Annotated in this window: 16 protein-coding genes; 6 read left to right on the forward strand and 10 right to left on the reverse strand. The window is 70.8% G+C overall.

Annotated elements, in window-relative coordinates:
* Positions 1–167: 167 nt before the first annotated feature.
* Positions 168–1,160 (forward strand): porphobilinogen synthase, encoded by a 993-nt coding sequence (gene hemB / locus RCO28_RS37775; RefSeq protein ID WP_308945917.1) that lies wholly within the window; start codon positions 168–170, stop codon positions 1,158–1,160.
* 104 nt (positions 1,161–1,264) lie between these two features.
* Here hemB and RCO28_RS37780 read toward each other — a convergent pair whose 3' ends face one another.
* Both RCO28_RS37780 and RCO28_RS37785 read right to left on the reverse strand, forming a co-directional pair.
* Positions 1,265–2,584 carry a transglycosylase SLT domain-containing protein gene (locus tag RCO28_RS37780; protein ID WP_308945918.1) on the reverse strand — a complete coding sequence of 440 codons (1,320 nt, stop codon included), beginning with the start codon at positions 2,582–2,584 and terminating at the stop codon, positions 1,265–1,267.
* Positions 2,581–2,907 carry a hypothetical protein gene (locus RCO28_RS37785; protein ID WP_308945919.1) on the reverse strand — a complete coding sequence of 109 codons (327 nt, stop codon included), beginning with the start codon at positions 2,905–2,907 and terminating at the stop codon, positions 2,581–2,583. The genes RCO28_RS37780 and RCO28_RS37785 overlap by 4 nt, the downstream gene beginning before the upstream one ends.
* Positions 2,908–3,178: 271 nt before the next feature.
* Between RCO28_RS37785 and RCO28_RS37790 the strand changes: the two genes are divergently transcribed.
* Positions 3,179–4,387, forward strand: coding sequence for a PLP-dependent aminotransferase family protein (locus RCO28_RS37790; RefSeq protein ID WP_308945920.1), 1,209 nt, complete (start codon positions 3,179–3,181; stop codon positions 4,385–4,387).
* Between the two features lie 15 nt (positions 4,388–4,402).
* Here the strand turns inward: RCO28_RS37790 and argS are convergent, their stop codons facing one another.
* Positions 4,403–6,157: an arginine--tRNA ligase gene (gene argS, locus RCO28_RS37795; protein WP_308945921.1), complete on the reverse strand. Its 1,755-nt coding sequence runs from the start codon at positions 6,155–6,157 to the stop codon at positions 4,403–4,405.
* Between the two features lie 300 nt (positions 6,158–6,457).
* Here argS and lysS point away from each other — a divergent pair, with 300 nt between their 5' ends.
* Positions 6,458–8,200 carry a lysine--tRNA ligase gene (gene lysS / locus RCO28_RS37800; RefSeq protein ID WP_308945922.1) on the forward strand — a complete coding sequence of 581 codons (1,743 nt, stop codon included), beginning with the start codon at positions 6,458–6,460 and terminating at the stop codon, positions 8,198–8,200.
* Positions 8,201–8,321: 121 nt separating this feature from the next.
* Here the strand turns inward: lysS and RCO28_RS37805 are convergent, their stop codons facing one another.
* From RCO28_RS37805 to RCO28_RS37815, 3 genes are all read right to left on the reverse strand, one after another.
* Positions 8,322–9,734 carry a DUF2637 domain-containing protein gene (locus RCO28_RS37805; RefSeq protein ID WP_374991325.1) on the reverse strand — a complete coding sequence of 471 codons (1,413 nt, stop codon included), beginning with the start codon at positions 9,732–9,734 and terminating at the stop codon, positions 8,322–8,324.
* Positions 9,735–9,946: 212 nt separating this feature from the next.
* Complete coding sequence (locus RCO28_RS37810) at positions 9,947–10,855, reverse strand: DUF3558 domain-containing protein (RefSeq protein ID WP_308945924.1); 909 nt, start codon at positions 10,853–10,855, stop codon at positions 9,947–9,949.
* Between the two features lie 164 nt (positions 10,856–11,019).
* Positions 11,020–12,051 (reverse strand): DUF3558 domain-containing protein, encoded by a 1,032-nt coding sequence (locus tag RCO28_RS37815; RefSeq protein ID WP_308945925.1) that lies wholly within the window; start codon positions 12,049–12,051, stop codon positions 11,020–11,022.
* Positions 12,052–12,296: 245 nt separating this feature from the next.
* On the opposite strand from RCO28_RS37815, the gene RCO28_RS37820 reads away from it, so the two are divergent.
* A complete protein-coding gene (locus tag RCO28_RS37820) occupies positions 12,297–13,490 on the forward strand; it encodes an RtcB family protein (RefSeq protein WP_308945926.1) in 1,194 nt (397 codons plus the stop codon).
* Between the two features lie 142 nt (positions 13,491–13,632).
* Here the strand turns inward: RCO28_RS37820 and RCO28_RS37825 are convergent, their stop codons facing one another.
* Together RCO28_RS37825 and RCO28_RS37830 are read right to left on the reverse strand one after the other, a co-directional pair.
* Positions 13,633–14,394 carry an SDR family NAD(P)-dependent oxidoreductase gene (locus tag RCO28_RS37825; protein WP_308945927.1) on the reverse strand — a complete coding sequence of 254 codons (762 nt, stop codon included), beginning with the start codon at positions 14,392–14,394 and terminating at the stop codon, positions 13,633–13,635.
* A gap of 93 nt (positions 14,395–14,487) precedes the next feature.
* Entirely contained in the window at positions 14,488–16,020 is a 1,533-nt protein-coding gene (locus RCO28_RS37830; protein WP_308945928.1) for an FAD-dependent monooxygenase, read from the reverse strand.
* 184 nt (positions 16,021–16,204) lie between these two features.
* Here RCO28_RS37830 and RCO28_RS37835 point away from each other — a divergent pair, with 184 nt between their 5' ends.
* Positions 16,205–16,870, forward strand: coding sequence for a TetR family transcriptional regulator (locus RCO28_RS37835; RefSeq protein WP_308945929.1), 666 nt, complete (start codon positions 16,205–16,207; stop codon positions 16,868–16,870).
* 47 nt (positions 16,871–16,917) lie between these two features.
* On the opposite strand, the gene RCO28_RS37840 is transcribed toward RCO28_RS37835, so the two are convergent.
* Positions 16,918–17,832 carry a helix-turn-helix domain-containing protein gene (locus RCO28_RS37840; protein WP_308945930.1) on the reverse strand — a complete coding sequence of 305 codons (915 nt, stop codon included), beginning with the start codon at positions 17,830–17,832 and terminating at the stop codon, positions 16,918–16,920.
* Positions 17,833–17,920: 88 nt separating this feature from the next.
* On the opposite strand from RCO28_RS37840, the gene RCO28_RS37845 reads away from it, so the two are divergent.
* Complete coding sequence (locus RCO28_RS37845; protein WP_308945931.1) at positions 17,921–18,493, forward strand: TIGR03086 family metal-binding protein; 573 nt, start codon at positions 17,921–17,923, stop codon at positions 18,491–18,493.
* A 365-nt stretch (positions 18,494–18,858) separates the two neighbouring features.
* On the opposite strand, the gene RCO28_RS37850 is transcribed toward RCO28_RS37845, so the two are convergent.
* Positions 18,859–19,962: a magnesium and cobalt transport protein CorA gene (locus RCO28_RS37850; RefSeq protein ID WP_308945932.1), complete on the reverse strand. Its 1,104-nt coding sequence runs from the start codon at positions 19,960–19,962 to the stop codon at positions 18,859–18,861.
* Positions 19,963–20,240 lie beyond the last annotated feature (278 nt).

Genomic DNA, 20,240 nt, shown 5'->3' on the forward strand with positions numbered 1-20,240 from the left:
ATGTGTCGGCGTGCGGCGGAAGAGAGAGGCCGTCGGGGTCCCTTTCTTTCAGCATGGCCCCGTGCGGGCGGCGTCGCATGCCGGGCCCTGCGCGGTCCGTTTGAGGGTCCCCGTATCCGACGTGCAGTCGGCAAACGGGGTGTCGGCGCGGGCGTAGCGTAGGCGGTATGACGAAGTACGGAGCCTTTCCGGGTTCGCGGCCGCGGCGGCTGCGGACCACGCCCGCGATGCGCCGCATGGTCGCCGAGACCCGGCTGCATCCGGCCGACCTGATCCTGCCCGCGTTCGTACGCGAGGGGATCGATACGCCCGTGCCCATCGAGGCCATGCCGGGCGTCGTGCAGCACACGCGCGAGACGCTGAAGAAGGCCGCCGTCGAGGCGGTCGAGGCCGGTGTCTCCGGGATCATGCTGTTCGGCGTGCCCGAGGACGCCAAGAAGGACGCCGCCGGTACGGCCGGCACCGACCCGGACGGCATCCTCCAGGTGGCGCTCCGGGATGTGCGCGCCGAGGTCGGCGACGATCTGGTGATCATGTCCGACCTGTGCCTGGACGAGTTCACCGACCACGGCCACTGCGGTGTCCTGGACGCCGACGGCCGGGTCGACAACGACGCCACCCTGGAGCGGTACGCGGAGATGGCCCAGGTCCAGGCCGACGCGGGCGCCCATGTGGTGGGCCCGAGCGGCATGATGGACGGCCAGGTCGGCGTGGTCAGGGACGCCCTCGACCAGACCGGCCACGAGGACGTGTCGATCCTCGCGTACACCGTGAAGTACTCCTCGGCGTTCTACGGACCGTTCCGCGAGGCCGTCGGCTCGTCCCTGCAGGGCGACCGCAAGACGTACCAGCAGGACCCCGCCAACGCCCGGGAGTCGCTGCGGGAGTTGGCGCTCGACCTGGACGAGGGCGCCGACATGGTGATGGTCAAGCCGGCCGGTCCCTACCTCGACATCCTCGCCAAGGTCGCCGAGTCGGTCGACGTGCCGGTCTCCGCGTACCAGATCTCCGGTGAGTACGCGATGGTCGAGGCGGCCGCCGAGAAGGGGTGGATCGACCGGGACAAGGCGATCCTGGAGACGCTGACCGGCATCAAGCGGGCCGGGGCGAGCACGATCCTCACGTACTGGGCTGTGGAGGCGGCTCGGGCGTTGCGCTAGGCGCTTGGGCGCGCGGCGGCCGACCCTCGTTGTTCGGCTGCCGCGCCCTCGTGGCTGGGGTTTGCGCCCCGCGGCGGAGCCGCAAATGTCACGGCCCCGCGCCCCTATCGGAGCGCCCCCCTCGCCGAGTCCAAGTCCCGTATGAAGTCCCGGCCGTAGTTCTGCGCGTCGTCGCTCTCCCAGTACGGGCCGCCGTTGTAGCGCGCCGCCAGCTCCTGGTACTGGGCGTCCGTCATGCGGTCCGCGGGTACGTCCGCGAACTCGCTCTCCGCCTTCAGCCGGGCCAGGTACTCGGAGGCGATGAACACGTTCTGGGTCGGGTCCTTGACCGCCGACTCGACCTCGTCGCGCTGGGCGTCGGTGAGGGCCGCCGGGTCGTAGCCGAGCACCTCCGCCGCGCGCCGGATCTGGATCTGCATCGGGCCCATCGACGTACGGTCCGCGTCGCCGCCGATGCCCAACTGCCGTGCGGTGTCGGTGACATCGTCGATCACGGCCGGGTCGCCGTCGACCTCGCGCCAGGCGATGCCCGCGATCACGTCCGGGGGCAGGCCGTTCTCCTTCGCGGCCGCGCGGATGGCGGCGCTGTTGGCGTCGATCCACTCGCTGCGCTTCTCGTCCGACGAACCCGGCAGCCAGTAGCTGGTGTTCTTGCCCTCGGGCAGCCCGTCGCTCAGCTCACGGATGCGGCGCAGGGCGGGTGAGACGGTGACGTCCGGGCCGACCCGCGGGAAGACATCGGTCTTTGAACCGGCGCCCGGGAGCCGGGTGTTGGGGTCGGAGCTCGCCTGCTCGGCCTCCTTGCGCAGGTCGCCGACGCGGTCCAGGAGGGCCGCCGCGTCCTTGAAGCCGCTGCGGAAGTCGGGGATCAGGGCGCGGGCCGCGTCCAGGTCCTTCATCGAGTCGCCGCGCACCGACTCCTCGGCGGCGCGGGCCCGCCCGAACGCCTCGGAGGCCTGGTCGTACCAGCGGTTCGCCTCCTCGCGGATGTCGTCCACGTCGCCGGGCGCGGTGCGGTCCTGGAGCCAGTCGACGAGGCCGGAGGAGTCGCGCAGGTCCTCCCAGCGCTTCATGGCCTCGCCGTCGCCGTCCCCGACGAGCTTGCCGAGCCGCTCCGCGCAGTCGGTGCCCGTGCTCAGGTGCTTGTGGGCCTCCTCGACGGCGTCGGCGTACCGCAGGAGTGCCTTCCAGGCGGCCTCGAATCCGTCCTCGAGCCCGGCGACCAGGGTGCGTACGTCGCCGAGGCGGGCGTCGTACTGCTCGCGTGAGGCGCTGACCCAGTGGGTGTCGCCGGCCTTGGCGACGGACGGGCCGACCGAGTCGAGCAGGTCGCGCATCCGCTTGTACTCGGCCGCGTTCCGCTCGATCAGGGCGGGGTTGCAGTCCTCCAGGTACGCCACGTCCGCGTAGTACGTCACGCTCACTTGGCCAACTCCGCGGTGTCGAGGAAGGACTTGAAGCCGTCGCGGGTCGCGCGGTCCACCCGGGTGTAGGCGCCGCCGGTGGTCTTCAGCGCGGTGGACAGGGCGGTGAGGAGGGTGACCAGGTCCTGGTGCTGGTCGGCCGCGTGCCGGGCGAACTCCTCGGTCCTCGCGCCGAGTTCGGCGTGCGCGGTGGGGGTGCGGGCGAGGGTGCCGAGGTCGGCGTCGAGCCTGCCCTCGTGCAGCAACCCGGCTATCTCGGTGAGGAGATGGGCGCTGCCGTCTATCGAGTGCGGGTCGGCGGCGAAGCCGCTTCCGTCCGTCATGGGGCTCCTCGGGTGGGGGGACGGGTCCGGGTGCGCAGCATCGTAGGCGCCCTTGATCGCGGGCGGGCGTCCGCGTCGGTCCTGGGCGGGACGCGGGTGCGCGTCCGCGTCGGTCCCGGGCGGGCGTCCGCGTCCGTCCCGGGCAGGAGTCCATGTCGGTCCTGGGCGGGCATCCACGTCGGTTCCGGGCGGGCGTCCGCATGCCGAAACGACAGGTGTAGAGGGAACCTACCTGCTTAGGGTGCGGGAACACTCGCCTGAAGGAGTTGCCGTGACCGTGACCGAAGCAGCCCTCACCATCGCGCCCCTGCCCCGGCTCGCCGCGCGCGCCACCGCCGTGGGCGGTTCGCCGGTACGGGACATCCTGGCGGTCACCGCACGCCCCGAGGTGATCAACTTCGCGGGCGGGCTGCCCGCACCCGGCCTCTTCGACCGCGAGGGCATCGCCGCCGCCTACCGCGCGGTGCTCGACGAGCTGCCCGAGCGCGCCCTGCAGTACTCCACCACCGAGGGCGAGCCCGCCCTGCGTACCGCCCTGGCCGCCCGTACGACCGCGCGCGGACTCGCCACCGACGCGGACGAGCTGATCGTCACCACCGGATCGCAGCAGGCCCTGTCCCTGCTCGCGACCGCGCTGATCGAGCCCGGCGACACCGTCCTCGTCGAGAACCCCTGCTACCTCGCGGCACTGCAGGTCTTCGCCTTCGCGGGCGCACGCATCGTGCCCGTGCCGTGCGACGCCTCCGGGATCGATCCGTCGGCGTTGGACGCGCTCGTCGCCCGTGAACAGCCCAAGCTCCTCTACACGGTGCCCACGTTCCAGAACCCCACCGGTCGCACCCTGCCCGCCGAGCGCCGCGCCGCCGTCGCCGAGGTGGCGGCCCGCCGCGGACTGTGGCTGATCGAGGACGACCCGTACGGGGAGCTGCGCTTCGAGGGCGAGCGGGTGCCGTGGATCGCCTCGTACCCGGGGGCCGAGGACCGGACCGTGCTGCTCGGCAGCTTCTCCAAGGTGATGGCGCCCGGCATGCGCCTCGGCTGGCTGCGCGCGCCCGCGGCCCTGCGCCGTGCCTGCGCCGTCGCCAAGCAGGCCGCCGACCTGCACACCCCGACCGTCAACCAGCTCGCTGCCGCCCGGTACCTGGCGGACAGCGACCTGGACGCACACGTCGCGCGGGTCGCCGCGGTCTACGGCGAGCGCCGCGACGCGATGCTCGCGGGCCTCGCCGACGCCCTGCCCGCCGGTTCCACGTGGAACCGACCCGAGGGCGGCATGTTCCTCTGGGCCCGCCTCCCCGACGGCTACGACGCCACGGCCCTGCTGCCCGAGGTCGTGCGGCACGACGTGGCCTACGTCCCCGGCGCCCCGTTCCACGCGACCGCCCCGGACCCGTCGACCCTGCGCCTGTGCTTCGTGACGCAGACCCCCGACGAGATCGCCGAGGGTCTGCGGAGGCTGCGGCGCGGGCTCAACTCATAGAGCCCGCAGGGGCGTTCAGAGGCGGGCCGGGGTGCGGATGCCGAGGAGCGCCATGCCCTGGTGGAGGGTGCGGGCGGTGAGGTCGCAGAGGAACAGGCGGTTCTCCACCTGCTGCGGCGTCTCCGCCTTCAGGACCGGGCACTGGTCGTAGAACGACGTGTACAGCGACGCCAGCTGGTACAGGTACGCCGCCAGCTTGTGCGGCGCGTACTCCGCGGTCGCCTCAGTGAGCAGCTCGCCGAACGAGTCCAGGTGCAGGCCCAACGCCCGCTCCGCCGGGGCGAGTTCGAGCTCCGGGTGGGCGACGGGGCTCGCGCCCTCCGCCTTGCGCAGGATCGACTGGATACGGGCATACGCGTACTGCAGGTACACGCTCGTGTTCCCGTTCAGGGACACCATCTGGTCCAGGTCGAACTTGTAGTCCCGGTTCGGCGACGTGGACAGGTCCGCGTACTTCACCGCGCCGATGCCGACCTGCGCGGCCCGCTCCTGGATCTCGTCCTCGGTCAGGTCCCGCGCCTTCTCCCGCACCACCTCGGCGGCCCGCTGCACGGCCTCGTCGAGCAGGTCCTGCAGACGTACGGTCTCGCCCTCACGCGTCTTGAACGGCTTGCCGTCGGCGCCGAGGACCGTGCCGTACCCCATGTTGTGCGCGGTGACCTCGTCGCCCAGCCAGCCGGCGCGGCGGGCCGTCTCGAAGACCATCTTGAAGTGCAGCGACTGGCGCACATCCACGACGTACAGGAGCGACGACGCGTGCAGGTCCTGGACGCGGTTGCGGATCGCCGTCAGGTCGGAGGCCGCGTAGCCGAAGCCGCCGTCGGCCTTCTGCACGATCAGCGGGACCGGCTGGTCGTCCTTGCCCTTGATGTCCTCGAAGAACACCACGAGCGCACCCTCGGAGCGCACGGCGACGCCGGACTCCTCAAGCAGGCGGGCCGTCTCGGGCATGCCGTCGTTGTACGCCGACTCGCCGACGATCTCGTCGTCCCGGATCTCCATGTCCAGCTTCTCGAAGACCGAGTAGAAGTAGACCTTCGACTCGTCCACGAACCGCTGCCACAGGCCGAGCGTCTCCTGGTCGCCGGACTGCAGCGCCACGACCCGCTTCCGGGCCCGCTCCTTGAACTCCTCATCCGCGTCGAACACGGCACGCGAGGCCTTGTAGACCCGGTTCAGGCTCGACATCGCCTGCTCGCCGTCGACCTCGTCGGCCGGGGCCAGCTCGCCCGGGTGCTCGATCAGGTACTGGATGAGCATGCCGAACTGCGTGCCCCAGTCGCCGATGTGGTGCCGGCCGATCGTCTGCTCGCCGGTGAAGTCGAGCATGCCGCGCAGCGCGTCCCCGATGACCGCCGAGCGCAGGTGGCCGACGTGCATCTCCTTCGCCACGTTCGGCTGGGCGTAGTCGATCACCGTGACGCCCGGCTTCTCCTTCAGCGGTACGCCGAGCCGGTCGCCGTCGGCGGCGCGGGCGGCGAGCGTCTCCGTGATGGCGCGGTCGGTGACGGTGATGTTCAGGAAGCCGGGGCCTGAGACCTCGACGTCCTTCAGCAGGTCACCGCTGGTGATCTGCTGCACGACCTGGTCGGCCAGCTCACGCGGGTTGCCCTTGACCTTCTTGGCCAGGGCGAGGATCCCGTTGGCCTGGAAGTCGGCCCGGTCGCTACGTCGCAGCAAGGGGTCGCCGACGGTCTCCGGCAGGGCGGCCGCGAGGGCGTCGGCGAGGCGCTGGTGGACGTTGGCGGTGATGGACGTGACCGGGGCCATGGGTGTGGGTGCCGTTCTGGTCGGGGTTGTTGAGCGTCCCCAGTATCTCATTGCGACGCAATGCATTAAGGGGTGTGTGGCGCAGGGGAAGGCCGCGCGCAGCGCAGCCTTCAGGGGCGCGGGGCTGTGACATCAGCGGCTGCGCCGCGGGGCGCGACCGGCCACGACGGAGCCGCAGTCGCGAACCGGCCGCACCACCCCTCCGACAAGGCGTTTTCCCCAAGCAACGGTTAGCTGGGACAATGGCCGGACGGGAGCCGAACCCGTACCCCCGATCGCGGAGAGAAGGACGAACCCACCGTGGCCCAGAGCACCGGAGCAGAGCCCCAGGAGAACACTGACTGGGTCTCCCGATTCGCGGACGACGTCATCGCCGAGTCGGAGCGCCGCGCCCCGGGCAAACCGGTCGTGGTCGCGTCCGGACTCTCCCCCTCCGGCCCGATCCACCTCGGCAACCTGCGCGAGGTCATGACCCCGCACCTGGTCGCCGACGAGATCCGCCGCCGTGGGTACACCGTGCGCCACCTGATCTCCTGGGACGACTACGACCGGTACCGCAAGGTCCCGGCCGGCGTCGCGGGCGTCGACGCGTCCTGGGCCGAGCACATCGGCAAGCCCCTGACCTCCGTCCCCGCGCCTGCCGGTTCCGCGCACCCGAACTGGGCGGAGCACTTCAAGGCCGCCATGTCCGAGGCCCTGGACCAGCTCGGCGTCGAGTACGACGGCATCAGCCAGACCGAGCAGTACACCTCCGGTGTCTACCGCGAGCAGGTGCTGTTCGCGATGAAGCACCGCGGCGACATCGACGCCGTGCTCGCCCAGTACCGCACCAAGCCCAAGACGCAGAAGAAGTCCCAGAAGCCCCTCGACGAGGCCGAGTTGGAGGCCGCCGAGGGCTCCGGCGCGGCCGCCGAGGACGACGGCTCGGGCTCCGGCGCGGAGTACTTCCCGTACAAGCCGTACTGCGGCACCTGCGAGAAGGACCTGACGACGGTCACCTCGTACGACGACGACACCACCAAGCTGTCGTACGTCTGCCAGTGCGGCCACACCGAGACGGTCCGGCTCTCCGAGTACGACCGCGGCAAGCTGGTGTGGAAGGTCGACTGGCCGATGCGCTGGGCCTACGAGGGCGTGATCTTCGAGCCGTCCGGTGTGGACCACTCGTCGCCGGGCTCGTCGTTCCAGGTCGGCGGGCAGATCGTCGGCATCTTCGGCGGCAAGCAGCCGATCGGCCCGATGTACGCCTTCGTCGGCATCTCCGGCATGGCCAAGATGTCGTCCTCGAAGGGCGGCGTGCCGACCCCCGCCGACGCGCTGCAGATCATGGAGCCGCAGCTGCTCCGCTGGCTGTACGCGCGCCGCAAGCCCAACCAGTCGTTCAAGATCGCCTTCGACCAGGAGATCCAGCGGCTCTACGACGAGTGGGACAAGCTGGAGGCCAAGGTCGCCGACAGCACGGTGCTGCCCGCGGACCAGTCCGCCTGGTCCCGCGCGGTGCGCACCGCCGGGCGCGAGCTGCCGCGCACCCCGCGCCCGCTGCCGTACCGCACGCTCGCCTCGGTCGCCGACATCACCGCCGGGCACGAGGACCAGGCGCTGCGCATCCTCTCCGACCTGGACCCGGCCAACCCGCTGGCCTCCCTCGACGAGGCCCGCCCGCGCCTGGACCGCGCGGAGGCCTGGATCAACACCCAGGTCCCGGCCGACCAGCGCACCGTCGTGCGGGACGAGCCGGACGCCGGGCTGCTCGGCTCCCTCGACGACCAGGCGCGTGACTCGCTGCGCCTGCTCCTGGAGGGTCTGGACGAGCACTGGTCCCTGGACGGCCTGACGCACCTCGTCTACGGCGTGCCGAAGGTCCAGGCGGGCTTCTCCGCGGACGCGACCCCCAAGGAACTGCCGCCGGAGATCAAGGTCGCGCAGCGCACGTTCTTCGCGCTGCTCTACCAGCTCCTCGTCTCCCGCGACACCGGCCCGCGCCTGCCCACGCTGCTGCTCGCGGTCGGCGCGGACCGGGTGCGGAAGCTGCTCGGGGCGTAACCGTTCGTACGGTTCGTGCGGCTCGTGCGAACCGTGCGGTTCGTGCGGTTCGTGCGGTTCGTGCGACGAGGGCCCCCTCCCATGCCGGGAGGGGGCCCTCGTCGTTCGGTGGTGCGGGCGGTTACGCGATGTGCTCCGCGTCCAGCTCCTCCTGGTAGCGGCCGCGGAACTCCCGTACGTACGGACGCAGCGTCGACTCGCTCAGCGGGCCGCCGGACTGGCCGGTGACGCCGTAGAGGTCGAGCAGATAGTTGCCGAGCTGGCGGGCGTTGGGCATGTCCCCGTACTCGCTGACGTACTTCCGGAAGGCCCCGAAGTACGCCTCCTCCCGGCTGATGTCCTCGGGCAGGTCGTACGGGGAGGGCTCCAGCTGGTCGAAGCGGGGTTCGTCCTCGGGTTCCGGTTCGCGTTCCGGTTCGCGTTCCTGTTCGGGTTCCGGTTCGGGTTCCGGTTCTGCCGGTACGGCTTCGGTGCGCGGGCCGGGGATCGTCAGCGGCCGGGTGCGGCCGGGGCCCGCCGGGACGGGGAACTCCGGTTCGGTTGCGGGGTCTTGGGGCCCTTGTGCGTACGCGGGCTCGGGGGCGTACTCCGGGATGTACTCGGGGTGGTGCTCGGGGGGGTGCTCGGGGTCGTACTCCGGGTTGTAGCCGCCCTCGTACGGGACCTGCTCCGGGGGCGGCGCCTGGAACCAGGGGCTGGTCTCGGGGGTGGCCTCGGGTGTGGCCTCGGCCTCCCCTTCCGGTACGGGTTCTGGTACGGGTTCCGCTTCGATGGACTTCCGCTGTGCGGGGGCGAGTTGGCGCTGTTCCGGCGCCGCCTGCACGGGCGCGGGCGGAAGGAGCGTGGGCTCGATCCCGGCGGCGGCGAGGCCCGCGGGCGCGGTGTCGGCGAGCGGTACGCCGTACTTCGCGAGGCGCAGCGGCATCAGGGACTCGACGGGGGCCTTGCGGCGCCAGTTGCGGCCGTAGCGGGAGCGCAGCCGGGCCTGGTAGACGAGGCGTTCCTGTTCGAGCTTGATGACCTGGTCGTACGAGCGCAGTTCCCAGAGCTTCATGCGGCGCCAGAGCAGGAAGGTGGGGCCGGGGGAGAGCAGCCAGCGGGTGAGGCGGACGCCTTCCATGTGCTTGTCGGCGGTGATGTCCGCGATCCGGCCGATCGCGTGCCGCGCGGCCTCGACGGCGACGACGAACAGGATCGGGATGACGGCGTGCATGCCGACACCGAGCGGATCCGGCCAGGCGGCCGCGCCGTTGAACGCGATGGTCGCCGCGGTCAGCAGCCATGCCGTCTGCCGGAGCAGCGGGAACGGGATCCGGATCCACGTCAGCAGCAGATCGAGCGCGAGCAGCACACAGATGCCCGCGTCGATGCCGATGGGGAAGACGTACGAGAAGTTGCCGAAGCCCTTCTTCAACGCCAGTTCACGCACGGCCGCGTAGGACCCCGCGAAGCCGATGGCGGCGATGACCACCGCCCCGGCGATCACGACACCGATGAGTATCCGGTGTGTGCGTGTCAGCTGCATCGCGGCCACCCGCGAACCCCTCCCTGTTCGGCTTGTTGCGTCGCACAGCCTGGCACACGCGTACGCGGGGTCGCGGGCGGGTACGGGGAGAGGCTGCTCGGGCGGGGCCGGGGCGAGTCCGGTCGGACGACGGTGGGGCGAGGCCGGTCGGACGACGGTGGGGCGAGGGCGGGGCGGGGAGCCCGGACGCGTTCGGGCGTCGGGCTCCCCGTCAGCCTGCGTCAGTGCTTGCTCGGCTTCTTCGTCGACGTGTCGGAGTCGCTGTCCGAGCCGGAGTCGCTGTCGGAGCCCTTGTCGGCCGAACCGCCGGTGGACGCGGCGGCGTTGTCCGTCTTGTCCGATCCATCCGTCTCGTCCGACGAGGAGCCGCCGGTCTTCGAGCCGCTCTTGCCGGTGGACTTGTTGGCGGACTTGACGGCGGCGACGGCCTCCTCGGCCGCTTCCTGCGCGTCCTTCGCCATCTCCTTGGAGTCGGGGTCCCCGGCGCCGGCCAGGCCCGCACCGTTGTAGTCGATGACCACGACGGCGTTCTCGACTCGGGCGACCACGCGGTGGTTCTTGAAGTCGCCCTCCTTCTTCTTCTGGTCGGAGGTGACCAGGGTGGCCTCGTCGCCGACGCCCTCGAGCACCTTCGTCTCGACGTTCTTGGCGCCGTCGAGGGCCTTGGCCTCCTCGACCTTCTTGGTGAGCTGCGTCTGCGCGAGCTTGTCACCGCTGCCGAGGGTGGCGTTGGAGTCGTAGCGCACGAGCCCGAGGTTCAGCCAGCGGAACTGCGAGCCCTTGGTGCCCTTGCTGTCGAGGCCCGTCCAGGAGCAGGAGGCGCGCACCGAGGTGTCCTCGGAGTTGGCCGACTTGCCCGACTTCTCGTCGACCTCGGGCACGAGGTCCTCGATCGTGTCGCCCTTCAGCGTCTTGCAGGCCTCGGGCAGCTTGCTGAACGCGGCCTTCTCGACGGCGGGCTTCTCCTTGCCGCTCGGTGCCGACGAGGAGTTCCCGCCCGAGTCGCTCTTGCCTCCGCCGTCGCCCTTGCTCGCGTCCGAATCGGAGGAGCAGGCAGCTGCCGTGAGGATCACGGGCACGGCTGCGCAGGCGGCGAGTATGCGGGTGAATCGCGGTCCTTTTCGGTGCATGGTTCCTTCGCTCATCAGTCGTGCAGTCGGTGCCGGTACGTTCGGCGGCTCCGGTTCCGTGCGGATTCCGCTCAGCCACGGTACGCGGAACGTGCGCGGGTCGTGAGGGATACGTAAAGGCGACAGGGTGCGCCGGGGCGCTGCGGGGGCGGGCCGCGGGAGGGTCAGTCGGCGAACTGCTCGGCGAGTCTGCCCGCCAGTTCCCGGGCCTTGTCCTGCAGTTCCTTGCTGTCGGGCAACTCCGAGCCGCGCGCCGGCTGCTCCTCGTACTGGACGGTCACGACGACGTTGGACGTGCGGAACACCACAGTCACGGTGCGGTGCTGAACCGTCGAACCGGCCGACGCGAGGCGGTCGTCGAGGAACGCCTCGTCGCCCAGGTCGCTGAGGATGCGGGGCAACAGGGCGTCCGGAACGACCGCTTCGCCCTCTCCGTCACTCTCGGACGCCCCGTCACCGGAGTCCGCCTCGCCGCTGCTGCCGTCCTCGGCGGAGGCGCTGCCGTCCCCGGAGGCGTCGCCGTTCTTTCCGCTGCCCCCGCTCGCCTTGCCGGATTCCTGGCCGGAGTCCCCGCCGGACTCCTTGTCCGAGTTCTTCTCGTTGTTCTCGTTGTTCTCGTTCTTCTCGGGGGTCTTGCCCGGGTTCTTGGCGTCGTCCACGGCGTTGCCGCTGGAGTCGCCGGACGCGTCGGGGGAGTCGGAGGCCTCGGTCGACGGGGAGCCCGATTCCCCGTCGCTCTCGTCCGGGGACGGCTCGGGCAGGTCGGCGGCCTTCTCCTTCTGCCCGTACACCTCGCCGGCTCGCGCGTCGTCGCTGACCGCGCCGTCGTACGACACCACGCGCTCGAAGTCGACGCCCAGGTGATGCGTGGAGTCCGGGGACTCGACCTTCCACGAGCAGCCCACACGCCGGTCCGTGTCGTACGTGACCGCCGCCGAGCCCTCGTACGCCTTGGCCCGCTGTTCCTGGTCGAGTTGCCTGAGGCCGGGCAGCATGCGGTCGAGCGTGCCGTGGTCGACCGCGCGGCAGGCGTCCGGCAGTGTGCGGTACCGGCCGGGCTCGGCGGTCTGGGTCGCGGAGACCTCGCCGGGCTTGGCGTCGCCGGCCGGGTTGTCGGTCCCGGTCCCGCCCGAGCATGCGGTGAGCAGCACCGCGAGGAGCGCGGCTGCGCCCGGGACGTACCCCTTACGCTGCACGGTCGCGGCTCCCTTCGGGTCGATTCGTGTCTGGTCGGACCGAAAAACGGTTGCCGCCATGAGGCGGCCGGTGAACACAATGTCTATCGCAAGCGCAGCCGCGGACGCCGGTCGGGCGTCCCATTTGAAGCCTTTGGGCTGGGTTTTTGCGCGCACAGACTTTTCGGTCCCGGCGGGCAGTCGGACGAGTGGACCTCTCCACGACTCCGCACTACCGACGGGGATTTCGGGGGATTGAGGTAGCTATGTCTTATGTAGAGGTTCCGGGCGCGAAGGTACCGATCCGGATGTGGACGGACTCGGCATCTGTCGAGGACGTCGCGCTCCAGCAGCTGCAGAACGTCGCGACGCTTCCGTGGATCAAGGGCCTCGCCGTCATGCCCGACGTCCACTACGGCAAGGGCGCCACCGTCGGTTCCGTTATCGCCATGCACGGTGCCGTCTGCCCGGCGGCGGTCGGCGTGGACATCGGCTGCGGTATGTCCGCGGTCAAGACGTCCCTGACGGCCAATGACCTGCCCGGCGATCTGTCCCGCCTCCGCTCGAAGATCGAGCAGGCCATTCCGGTCGGCCGCGGTATGCACGACCACGCGGTGGACCCGGGCCGGCTGCACGGCTTCCCCACCTCCGGTTGGGGCGACTTCTGGACGCGGTTCGACGGCATCGCCGACGCGGTCAAGTTCCGCCAGGAGCGGGCCACCAAGCAGATGGGCACGCTCGGCGGCGGCAACCACTTCATCGAGTTCTGCCTCGACGAGTCCGGCTCGGTCTGGCTGATGCTGCACTCCGGCTCGCGGAACATCGGCAAGGAACTCGCCGAGTACCACATCGGCGTGGCCCAGAAGCTGTCGCACAACCAGGGCCTGGTCGACCGCGACCTCGCGGTCTTCGTCTCGGACACCCCGCAGATGGCGGCGTACCGTAACGACCTCTTCTGGGCGCAGGAGTACGCCAAGTACAACCGGGCGATCATGATGGGCCTCTTCCAGGACGTCGTCCGCAAGGAGTTCAAGAAGGCCAAGCCGACCTTCGAGCCTGTCATCTCCTGCCACCACAACTACGTGGCGGAGGAGCGGTACGAGGGGATGGACCTGCTCGTCACCCGCAAGGGCGCCATCCGTGCGGGCAGCGGCGACTACGGGATCATCCCCGGTTCGATGGGCACCGGTTCGTACATCGTGAAGGGCCTCGGCAACGAGAAGTCCTTCAACTCGGCCTCGCACGGCGCCGGTCGGCGCATGAGCCGCAACGCTGCCAAGCGGCGCTTCTCCGCCAAGGACCTGGAGGAGCAGACGCGAGGCGTGGAGTGCCGCAAGGACTCCGGCGTCGTGGACGAGATCCCGGGCGCCTACAAGCCGATCGAGCAGGTCATCGACCAGCAGCGGGACTTGGTCCAGGTCGTGGCCAAGATCAAGCAGGTGGTGTGCGTGAAGGGTTGAGCCGGCCCTTCATGCCCGCCCCGGCACCCTGTGCCGGGGCGGTGGTCGCTTCGCGTGGGTGACGGCGTAGATCACTGCTGACGCCACCAGGGTTCCGTGGCGGGTGCCGCGGCGGCTTCCGGCGCGGAGTCCCGGCGTCTGGTCATCGACTCTCTCTGTGGACCTTGGTGTTGGAGGCCTGCGCGCGGGGGCGGACGACGAGCAGGTCGACGTTGACGTGCGGGGGACGGGTCACCGCCCACGTGACCGTGTCGGCGACGTCGTCCGCGGTCAGGGGTTCGGCCACGCCCTCGTACACCTTCGCCGCCTTCTCCGTGTCCCCGCGGAAGCGGGTCGTGGCGAACTCCTCGGTCTTGACCATGCCGGGCGCGATCTCGATGACGCGCACCGGCCGGCCGACCATCTCGAGGCGCAGCGTCTCCGCGAGCACCCGCGCGCCGTTCTTCGCGGCCACATACCCTCCCCCGCCCTCGTACGTCGCGTGGCCGGCGGTGGAGGAGAGGACGACGACCGTGCCGTCCCCACTCGCGATCAGCGCGGGCAGCAGGGCCTGCGTCAGGTTGAGCACGCCGATCACGTTGACCTCGTACATCTGACGCCAGTCGGCCGGGTCGCCCGTCGCCACCGGGTCCGCGCCGAGCGCGCCGCCCGCGTTGTTCACCAGCACCGCGATCTCCCGGAAGGCCGTCGCGAATTCGTCCACGGCCGCGCGGTCCGTGACGTCCAGCGCGTACGCCATGGCCTGGTGGCCCGCCTCGTTGATCTCGGCGGCCACCGCCTCTATCCGGTCCTTGCGGCGGGCGGTGAGCACCACGCGGTAACCGGCGGCGGCCAGCCGGCGCGCGGTGGCGGCGCCGATTCCGCTGCTGGCTCCGGTGACGACGGCGATCGGGGCGGAAGCCATGGGCGGTGCTCCTCGTGCATATGTACGACAGGGACGGGTCTGGTCAGGATAGGCGGGCCGTGGCGGCGCCGGTCCGGGAGTCCGGGGAGCCCTCTACGCCCCCGTCCACTCCCGTAGGGCGGCCCGTATCTGCTCCGGGCGGGCTTGCTCGGCGGCCCAGGCGATATAGCCGTCGGGGCGCACCAGGAGCGAGCTGCGACGCGGACCGGCCCAGTGGGTGAGGGTGGCCCGCAGCTCGCGGCCTTCCTCGTCCTTCGCCTCGATCTCCCCGTCCGCCGGTGTGACGAGGACGAACTTGCCTGCGCGCAGGGCCTCGTGCAGGCGCGTGCCCGCCGGGCCCTCGGCCAGCTGCATGTCCGGGGCGCGGTGGCCGACGAGCGGGTGGGCTCCACGCGGTGCGGCGTAGGCGTACCCGATGCCGGTGATCTGGCCGAGCGCCTTCTCTCGCGCCGTCCTCACCCGCTTCAGCACGGTGGTCAGCAGAGAACGCAGCGCGTACTGCGGGCGGTTGTGTGCCATGGCGAGGCGGATGATGGCGCCGCTGCTGCGCAGGACCGCCCGGCCCACGGGGTGCCGTTCGCCCTGGTAGGAGTCGAGCAGAGCCTCGGGGGCGTGGCCGCGCAGGACGGCGGCGAGCTTCCACGACAGGTTGGCCGCGTCCTGCAGTCCGGTGTTCATGCCCTGCCCGCCTGCCGGGCTGTGGGTGTGCGCGGCGTCCCCGGCGAGGAAGACCCTGCCCGTGCGGTACGACCGGACCTGGCGTTCGTCGCTGTGGAAGCGAGAGATCCAACGGGCGTCATGGATCCCGAGATCGGAGCCGAGGGCCCGCCGCGTGATGTCCTTCAGCTCGTCGAGCGACGTGGGTGTGGAGTCAGGGATGTCGGCCCGGTCGCGATTCCAGCCCCCCACCCGCCAGTACCCGTCGCCGAACGGGATGACGAAGGCGAAGGCGTCCTTCGAGCCGCGCACGGCGACCGTCAGATCGGGGCCCTCGGACAGCTGGACATCGGCCAGGACGATCGAGCTGATGACCGGCCTGCCGGGGAAGGACTGGCCGACCGCCTCACGAACGACGCTGCGCACGCCGTCGGTTCCGACTGCATAGGCCGCGCGGAACGAACCGGCCGTGCCGTCCTCGAACCTCACCTCGACGTCGACACCCGTGGCGTCCTGGGTCAGGCCGGTCACCTCTGTGCCATGCCTGAAAGCGACGCCGTGTTCCGTGGCGCGGCGGCGGAGCAGCTTCTCCACTTCGTACTGCGGGGTGGTGAGCAGGAAGGCGAAGCGGGACCGCAGGCCGGTGAGGTCGAGCGCGAGGCCGTCGAACAGCCGGATCTTCTCGATCCGCTGTCCCCGCTCGACCAGCTCGTCCGCGAGGCCTCTGGCGTCCAGCTGTTCCAAGGTGCGGGCGTGCACGGCGAAGGCGCGGGTGAGGTTGCTGATATCGGCCGGGCGCTTCTCGAGGACGGTGACGGGGACGCCAGCGGCGGCCAGGTCCCCGGCGAGCAGCAGGCCGGTCGGGCCCGCGCCCACCACGATCACCGAGGCCTGGGCGCCCGCGTCCGGGTGCGGGCTCGCGTGAGTGCTCGTGTCGGTGTGTGCGCCGGTGCTCGTGCTGCCGTTCATTGCGGCCTCCTCGATACCCATGCCGGTCTGCCTGATCTGCTGATCTGCCTGTCTGTCGACGCCGTCCACGGCGGCCGCACGATGGGTCAACGGCCGTTGGTCAACGCTTGTTGGCGAATTTAGATCCGCGTCCGACGAATGTCAACACTTGTGGGCCAACGATTGTTGGCATACGCTTGGCGGCATGTCCGACACCGCGCAGTCCTCCCGACCGAGCGGGCGTGCAGGGGCGAAGGCGAGCGCGCCTTCGGATAGGCCCGCGCGCCGCTCCGACGCCACCCGTGCCGCGATCCTCGCCGCCGCCCGCGAACGCTTCGCGGCCGATGGATACGAGCGCGCGACGATCCGTGCCATAGCGCGGGACGCCGGCATCGACCCGTCGATGGTGATGCGCTACTACGGCAACAAGGAGGGACTCTTCGCCGCAGCGGCCGAGATCGACCTCCACATGCCGGACGTCATCTGGTCGGAGAAGCGGCAAGCGCCGATGACCGTGGATTTCGTGCACCCGCCGAGACCGGTCGGCGTCGGCCTTGTCGAACACTTCCTGGACCTGTGGGAGAAGAGCGAGATCCTGACGGCACTGCTCCGCGTCGGCGTGACCAACACCTCGGGTGCCGAGCGCATGCAGGAGATCTTCAAGGACCAGCTGATCCCGGTCGCCGCGCAGTACGCACCGGATCAGGAGTCGGTGCCGCGCCGTGCCGCGCTCGTGTCGTCGCAGATCCTCGGCATGGCCCTCGCGCGGTACGTGCTGCTCTTCCCGGCGGCCGTCGAGATGAGCAGAGAGGAAGTGATCGACTGGCTGGGTCCTACCGTGCACCGGTATCTGACGGCTCCGGAGGCTTAGGCGGGGCGAACTCCCTTGTGCCCAGGGGGGTTCTGGTCGGCGCTCCCTCAGGCTCCGGCCGCATAGGCAGTCGGCGGTACCCCGACTGTCGTCGTGAAGTCCCGTACGAGATGGGCCTGGTCGGCATAGCCCAGGTCGGCTGCGACGGCCGCCCAGTCGACAGCCGTGCCGGACGCGGCCACGTCCAGGGCGTCGTGGATGCGGTAACGGAGGATGACCCACTTGGGGCCGACGCCGACGTACGCGGAGAAGAGCCGCTGCAAGCTGCGCGTCGACAGTCCTTCCGTGCGGGCGAGTTGATCGACGCGGCGCATGGAGCGGTCGGCGCGGACGTGGTCGACGAGGGCCATGGCGAGGTCGGCCTGTGGGTCGGGCCGTGGTCCGAGCGACAGCAGGAAGGCGTCGAGTGCCGCCACGCGGGCGTCCTCGTCGTCCGGGGTGAGTACGGCCGGTGCCGCACCGTCGGCGGCACCGGCGGGGAACACCTCGTCCAGCGGCACCTGCCGTCCCGTCCAGTCGCTCACGGGGCGTGCCGGGGCGAACGGGCGGAAGCCGCCGGGGCGGAACTGCACTCCGCAGGCCCGGCCCACGCCTTCGAGCTTCTTGGTGAACAGCTCGAGGCCGATGCCCGCGACCTCGCCGAAGCCATCGGCGGGGGACGTTCCTGGGGCACCTGGGGCACCTGGGGCACCTGGGCCGTCGGGACCGTCAGGACCGTCGGTCCCGTCGACGTCGCCGGATCCGGCGGGGGCTTCGGAGCGCTGGAATTGGAAGACGACGTTCACGGAGGGGTGGGGGACGACGTGGGAGGCGTACGGCTCGGGCAGGTCCCAGTCGATCAGCCAGTAGTGCTCGAGATAGGGGCGCAGCGGTTCGGCCGGCTCGCGACGGCGGAACCGCACGTGGGAGAAGAGTTCGGCGGCATCGACGATGCCCTTGGTGTCACGGCGCGGCGCTGCCATGAACGGAGTCTAGGACGGGGGTGGAACCAGGGGTCGGCTGTCGCGTTTGTTCAAGGCGTACGTACCGGTCGGCGCCTACGTTCAGGTCATGACGAAGAGCATCAGCGAGCTCCTGGACACGGCAGGCGTGCAGGCTGTGGCCGTGGTCCGGGGTATCGAGGACGGGCAGCTCGGACAGCGCACGCCATGTTCCGAGTACGACGTACGTGCCCTGGTGAACCACCTCGCGCAGGTGGTCGTGCAGTTCCAGGCCCTCGCGGCGAAGCGGGACTCGGAGTTCGGGGAGACGCCCGACATGGTCGGCAGGGGCGCCGACTGGCGGGAGCGGTTCGCCGAGGAGACCCGTCGGCTCGTCGAGGCCTGGGGCGAGCCCGGAGCGGACGAGGGTACGACCGGGGCGATGAAGTTCCCGGCCCGCACCGTCGGCCACATGGTGCTCGGCGATCTCGCCGTGCACGCCTGGGACCTGGCCCGCGCGACCGGCCAGGCGTACGCGATCGAGCCGGTGGTCCTCACCGAGCTCGCCTTCGAGTACGAGGGCCTCGCCCCGACGGCACGGCAGGCGGGTGTACTCGGCGAGCCCGTGGCCGTACCGGCGCATGCACCCGAACAGGACCGCCTCCTCGGCGCACTGGGGCGCGACCCGCGATGGCGACCGTGAGGGGGTGACGTCGGGAGGGCTTGAGGGAGGGCGGTCCTGCAGCCCTGGGAGGAGGCCGCCCTGTGGCGGGCGGGCTCGTGCCTCCTGCCGCCGGTAGATGCGGGCCTGCAGTTGGTGGATGCAGCCGCAGCTGTCGGCTGGACCCGCAGCCGTTGGTCGGCCTGTAGCCGGTGGTTGGCCCGCAGCCGCCAGCCGGACCCGCAGCTGGTGGAAGGCTTCAGCCGTAGCCGTAGCCGTAGCCGAGGGACAGCGGCCAGCAGCCCGGACCGGTGGCCCGCACCGGTAGCCCGGACTGGTAGGGGACCCGTAGCAGGGACCGGTAGGCGCACCGGAAGCCTGTAGCGGGTCGGCCCGTTCGCTCGTTGTTACAGCCAGCCTTTGCGGCGGAGCATTCGATGGAGCAGGAAGCAAGCGAGGACGGTGACGATGACGAGAACGGGATAGCCGTAGGGGGAGTCGAGGCCGGGCATGTGCTCGAAGTTCATGCCGTAGACGCCGCAGACCATGGTGGGTACGGCGATGATCGCGGCCCAGGACGTGATCTTGCGCATGTCCTCGTTCTGCTCGACCGTGACCTGGGCCAGGTGGGCCTGGAGGATCGAGTCGAGGAGGGCGTCGAAGGACGCTATGTGCTCGCTCGTGCTGGCCAGGTGGTCGGCGACGTCACGGAAGTACGGCTGGATGTCGGGATCGATCAGCGTGTTCGCGCGCGTGGCGAGGATGTGAAGGGGGCGGCTGAGCGGGGAGACGGCGCGCTTCAGTTCCAGGAGTTCGCGTTTGAGCTGGTAGATCCGCCCGGCGTCGGCCCGCCCGCCCGAGCGGTCCGGCTGGGCCGCGAAGACCTGGGACTCCACGTCGTCGATGTCTGCCTGCACGGCGTCGGCGACGGTCAGGTACTCGTCCACGACATGGTCGGCGATCGCGTGCAGCACGGCCGACGGGCCCTTGGCCAGCTGCTCGGGGTCGGCCTCCAGGGCTTCGCGGACCGGGCCGAGCGAGCCGTGGCGGCCGTGCCGGACCGTGATGACGAAGTCCCGGCCGGTGAAGACCATGATCTCGCCGGTGTCGACGACCTCGCTGCTGGAGGTCAGCTCGTCGTGGTCCACGTAGCAGACGGACTTGAAGACGGCGAACAGCATGTCGTCGTACGACTCGACCTTGGGGCGCTGGTGGGCGTGGACGGCGTCCTCGATGGCCAGCGGGTGGAGGCCGAACGGCTGGGCGAGCTCGGCGAGTTCGTCGGGGGTGGGCTCGTGCAGCCCGATCCAGACGAAGCCCGCGCCCTCCTTGCGTACGCGGGCCAGGGCCTGGGCGGCCGAGACGTCCGCGGGACCGTCGGCGCGGCGCTTGCCGTCCTGGTAGACGACGCAGTTCACCACGGCACTGCCTAGCGGGGAGCGCGCGGGGTGGCTGAGGTCCACCGTGCGGCGCTTGGCACGGCCGACCATGCGGCGCAGCTTGCGGATCATGGGCACGTGTCCGGTCTCCCTCCGGGCTCGACGTGCCAGTGTGCCACTGCGGGTGGTGGGCGTCCCAGGGCCGGACCAGCCGGACCACACCACCCCCCCACGAAGACCGGTCCACGCCCCCCCGGGCCCTCCCGCGAGAGCCTGACTACGCGGCCACGCGGGGCGGGACCCAACACCCACGCGGGGCCGGACCACGCCGCCGCCCCCACCGCCCCTCCACCGAACCCCTCACCGAACCGCCCCACCGAACCCCCTCACGGCACCCCCCCCACCAACCC

The organism is Streptomyces sp. LHD-70, from assembly GCF_031157275.1.
Lineage (GTDB): Bacteria > Actinomycetota > Actinomycetes > Streptomycetales > Streptomycetaceae > Streptomyces.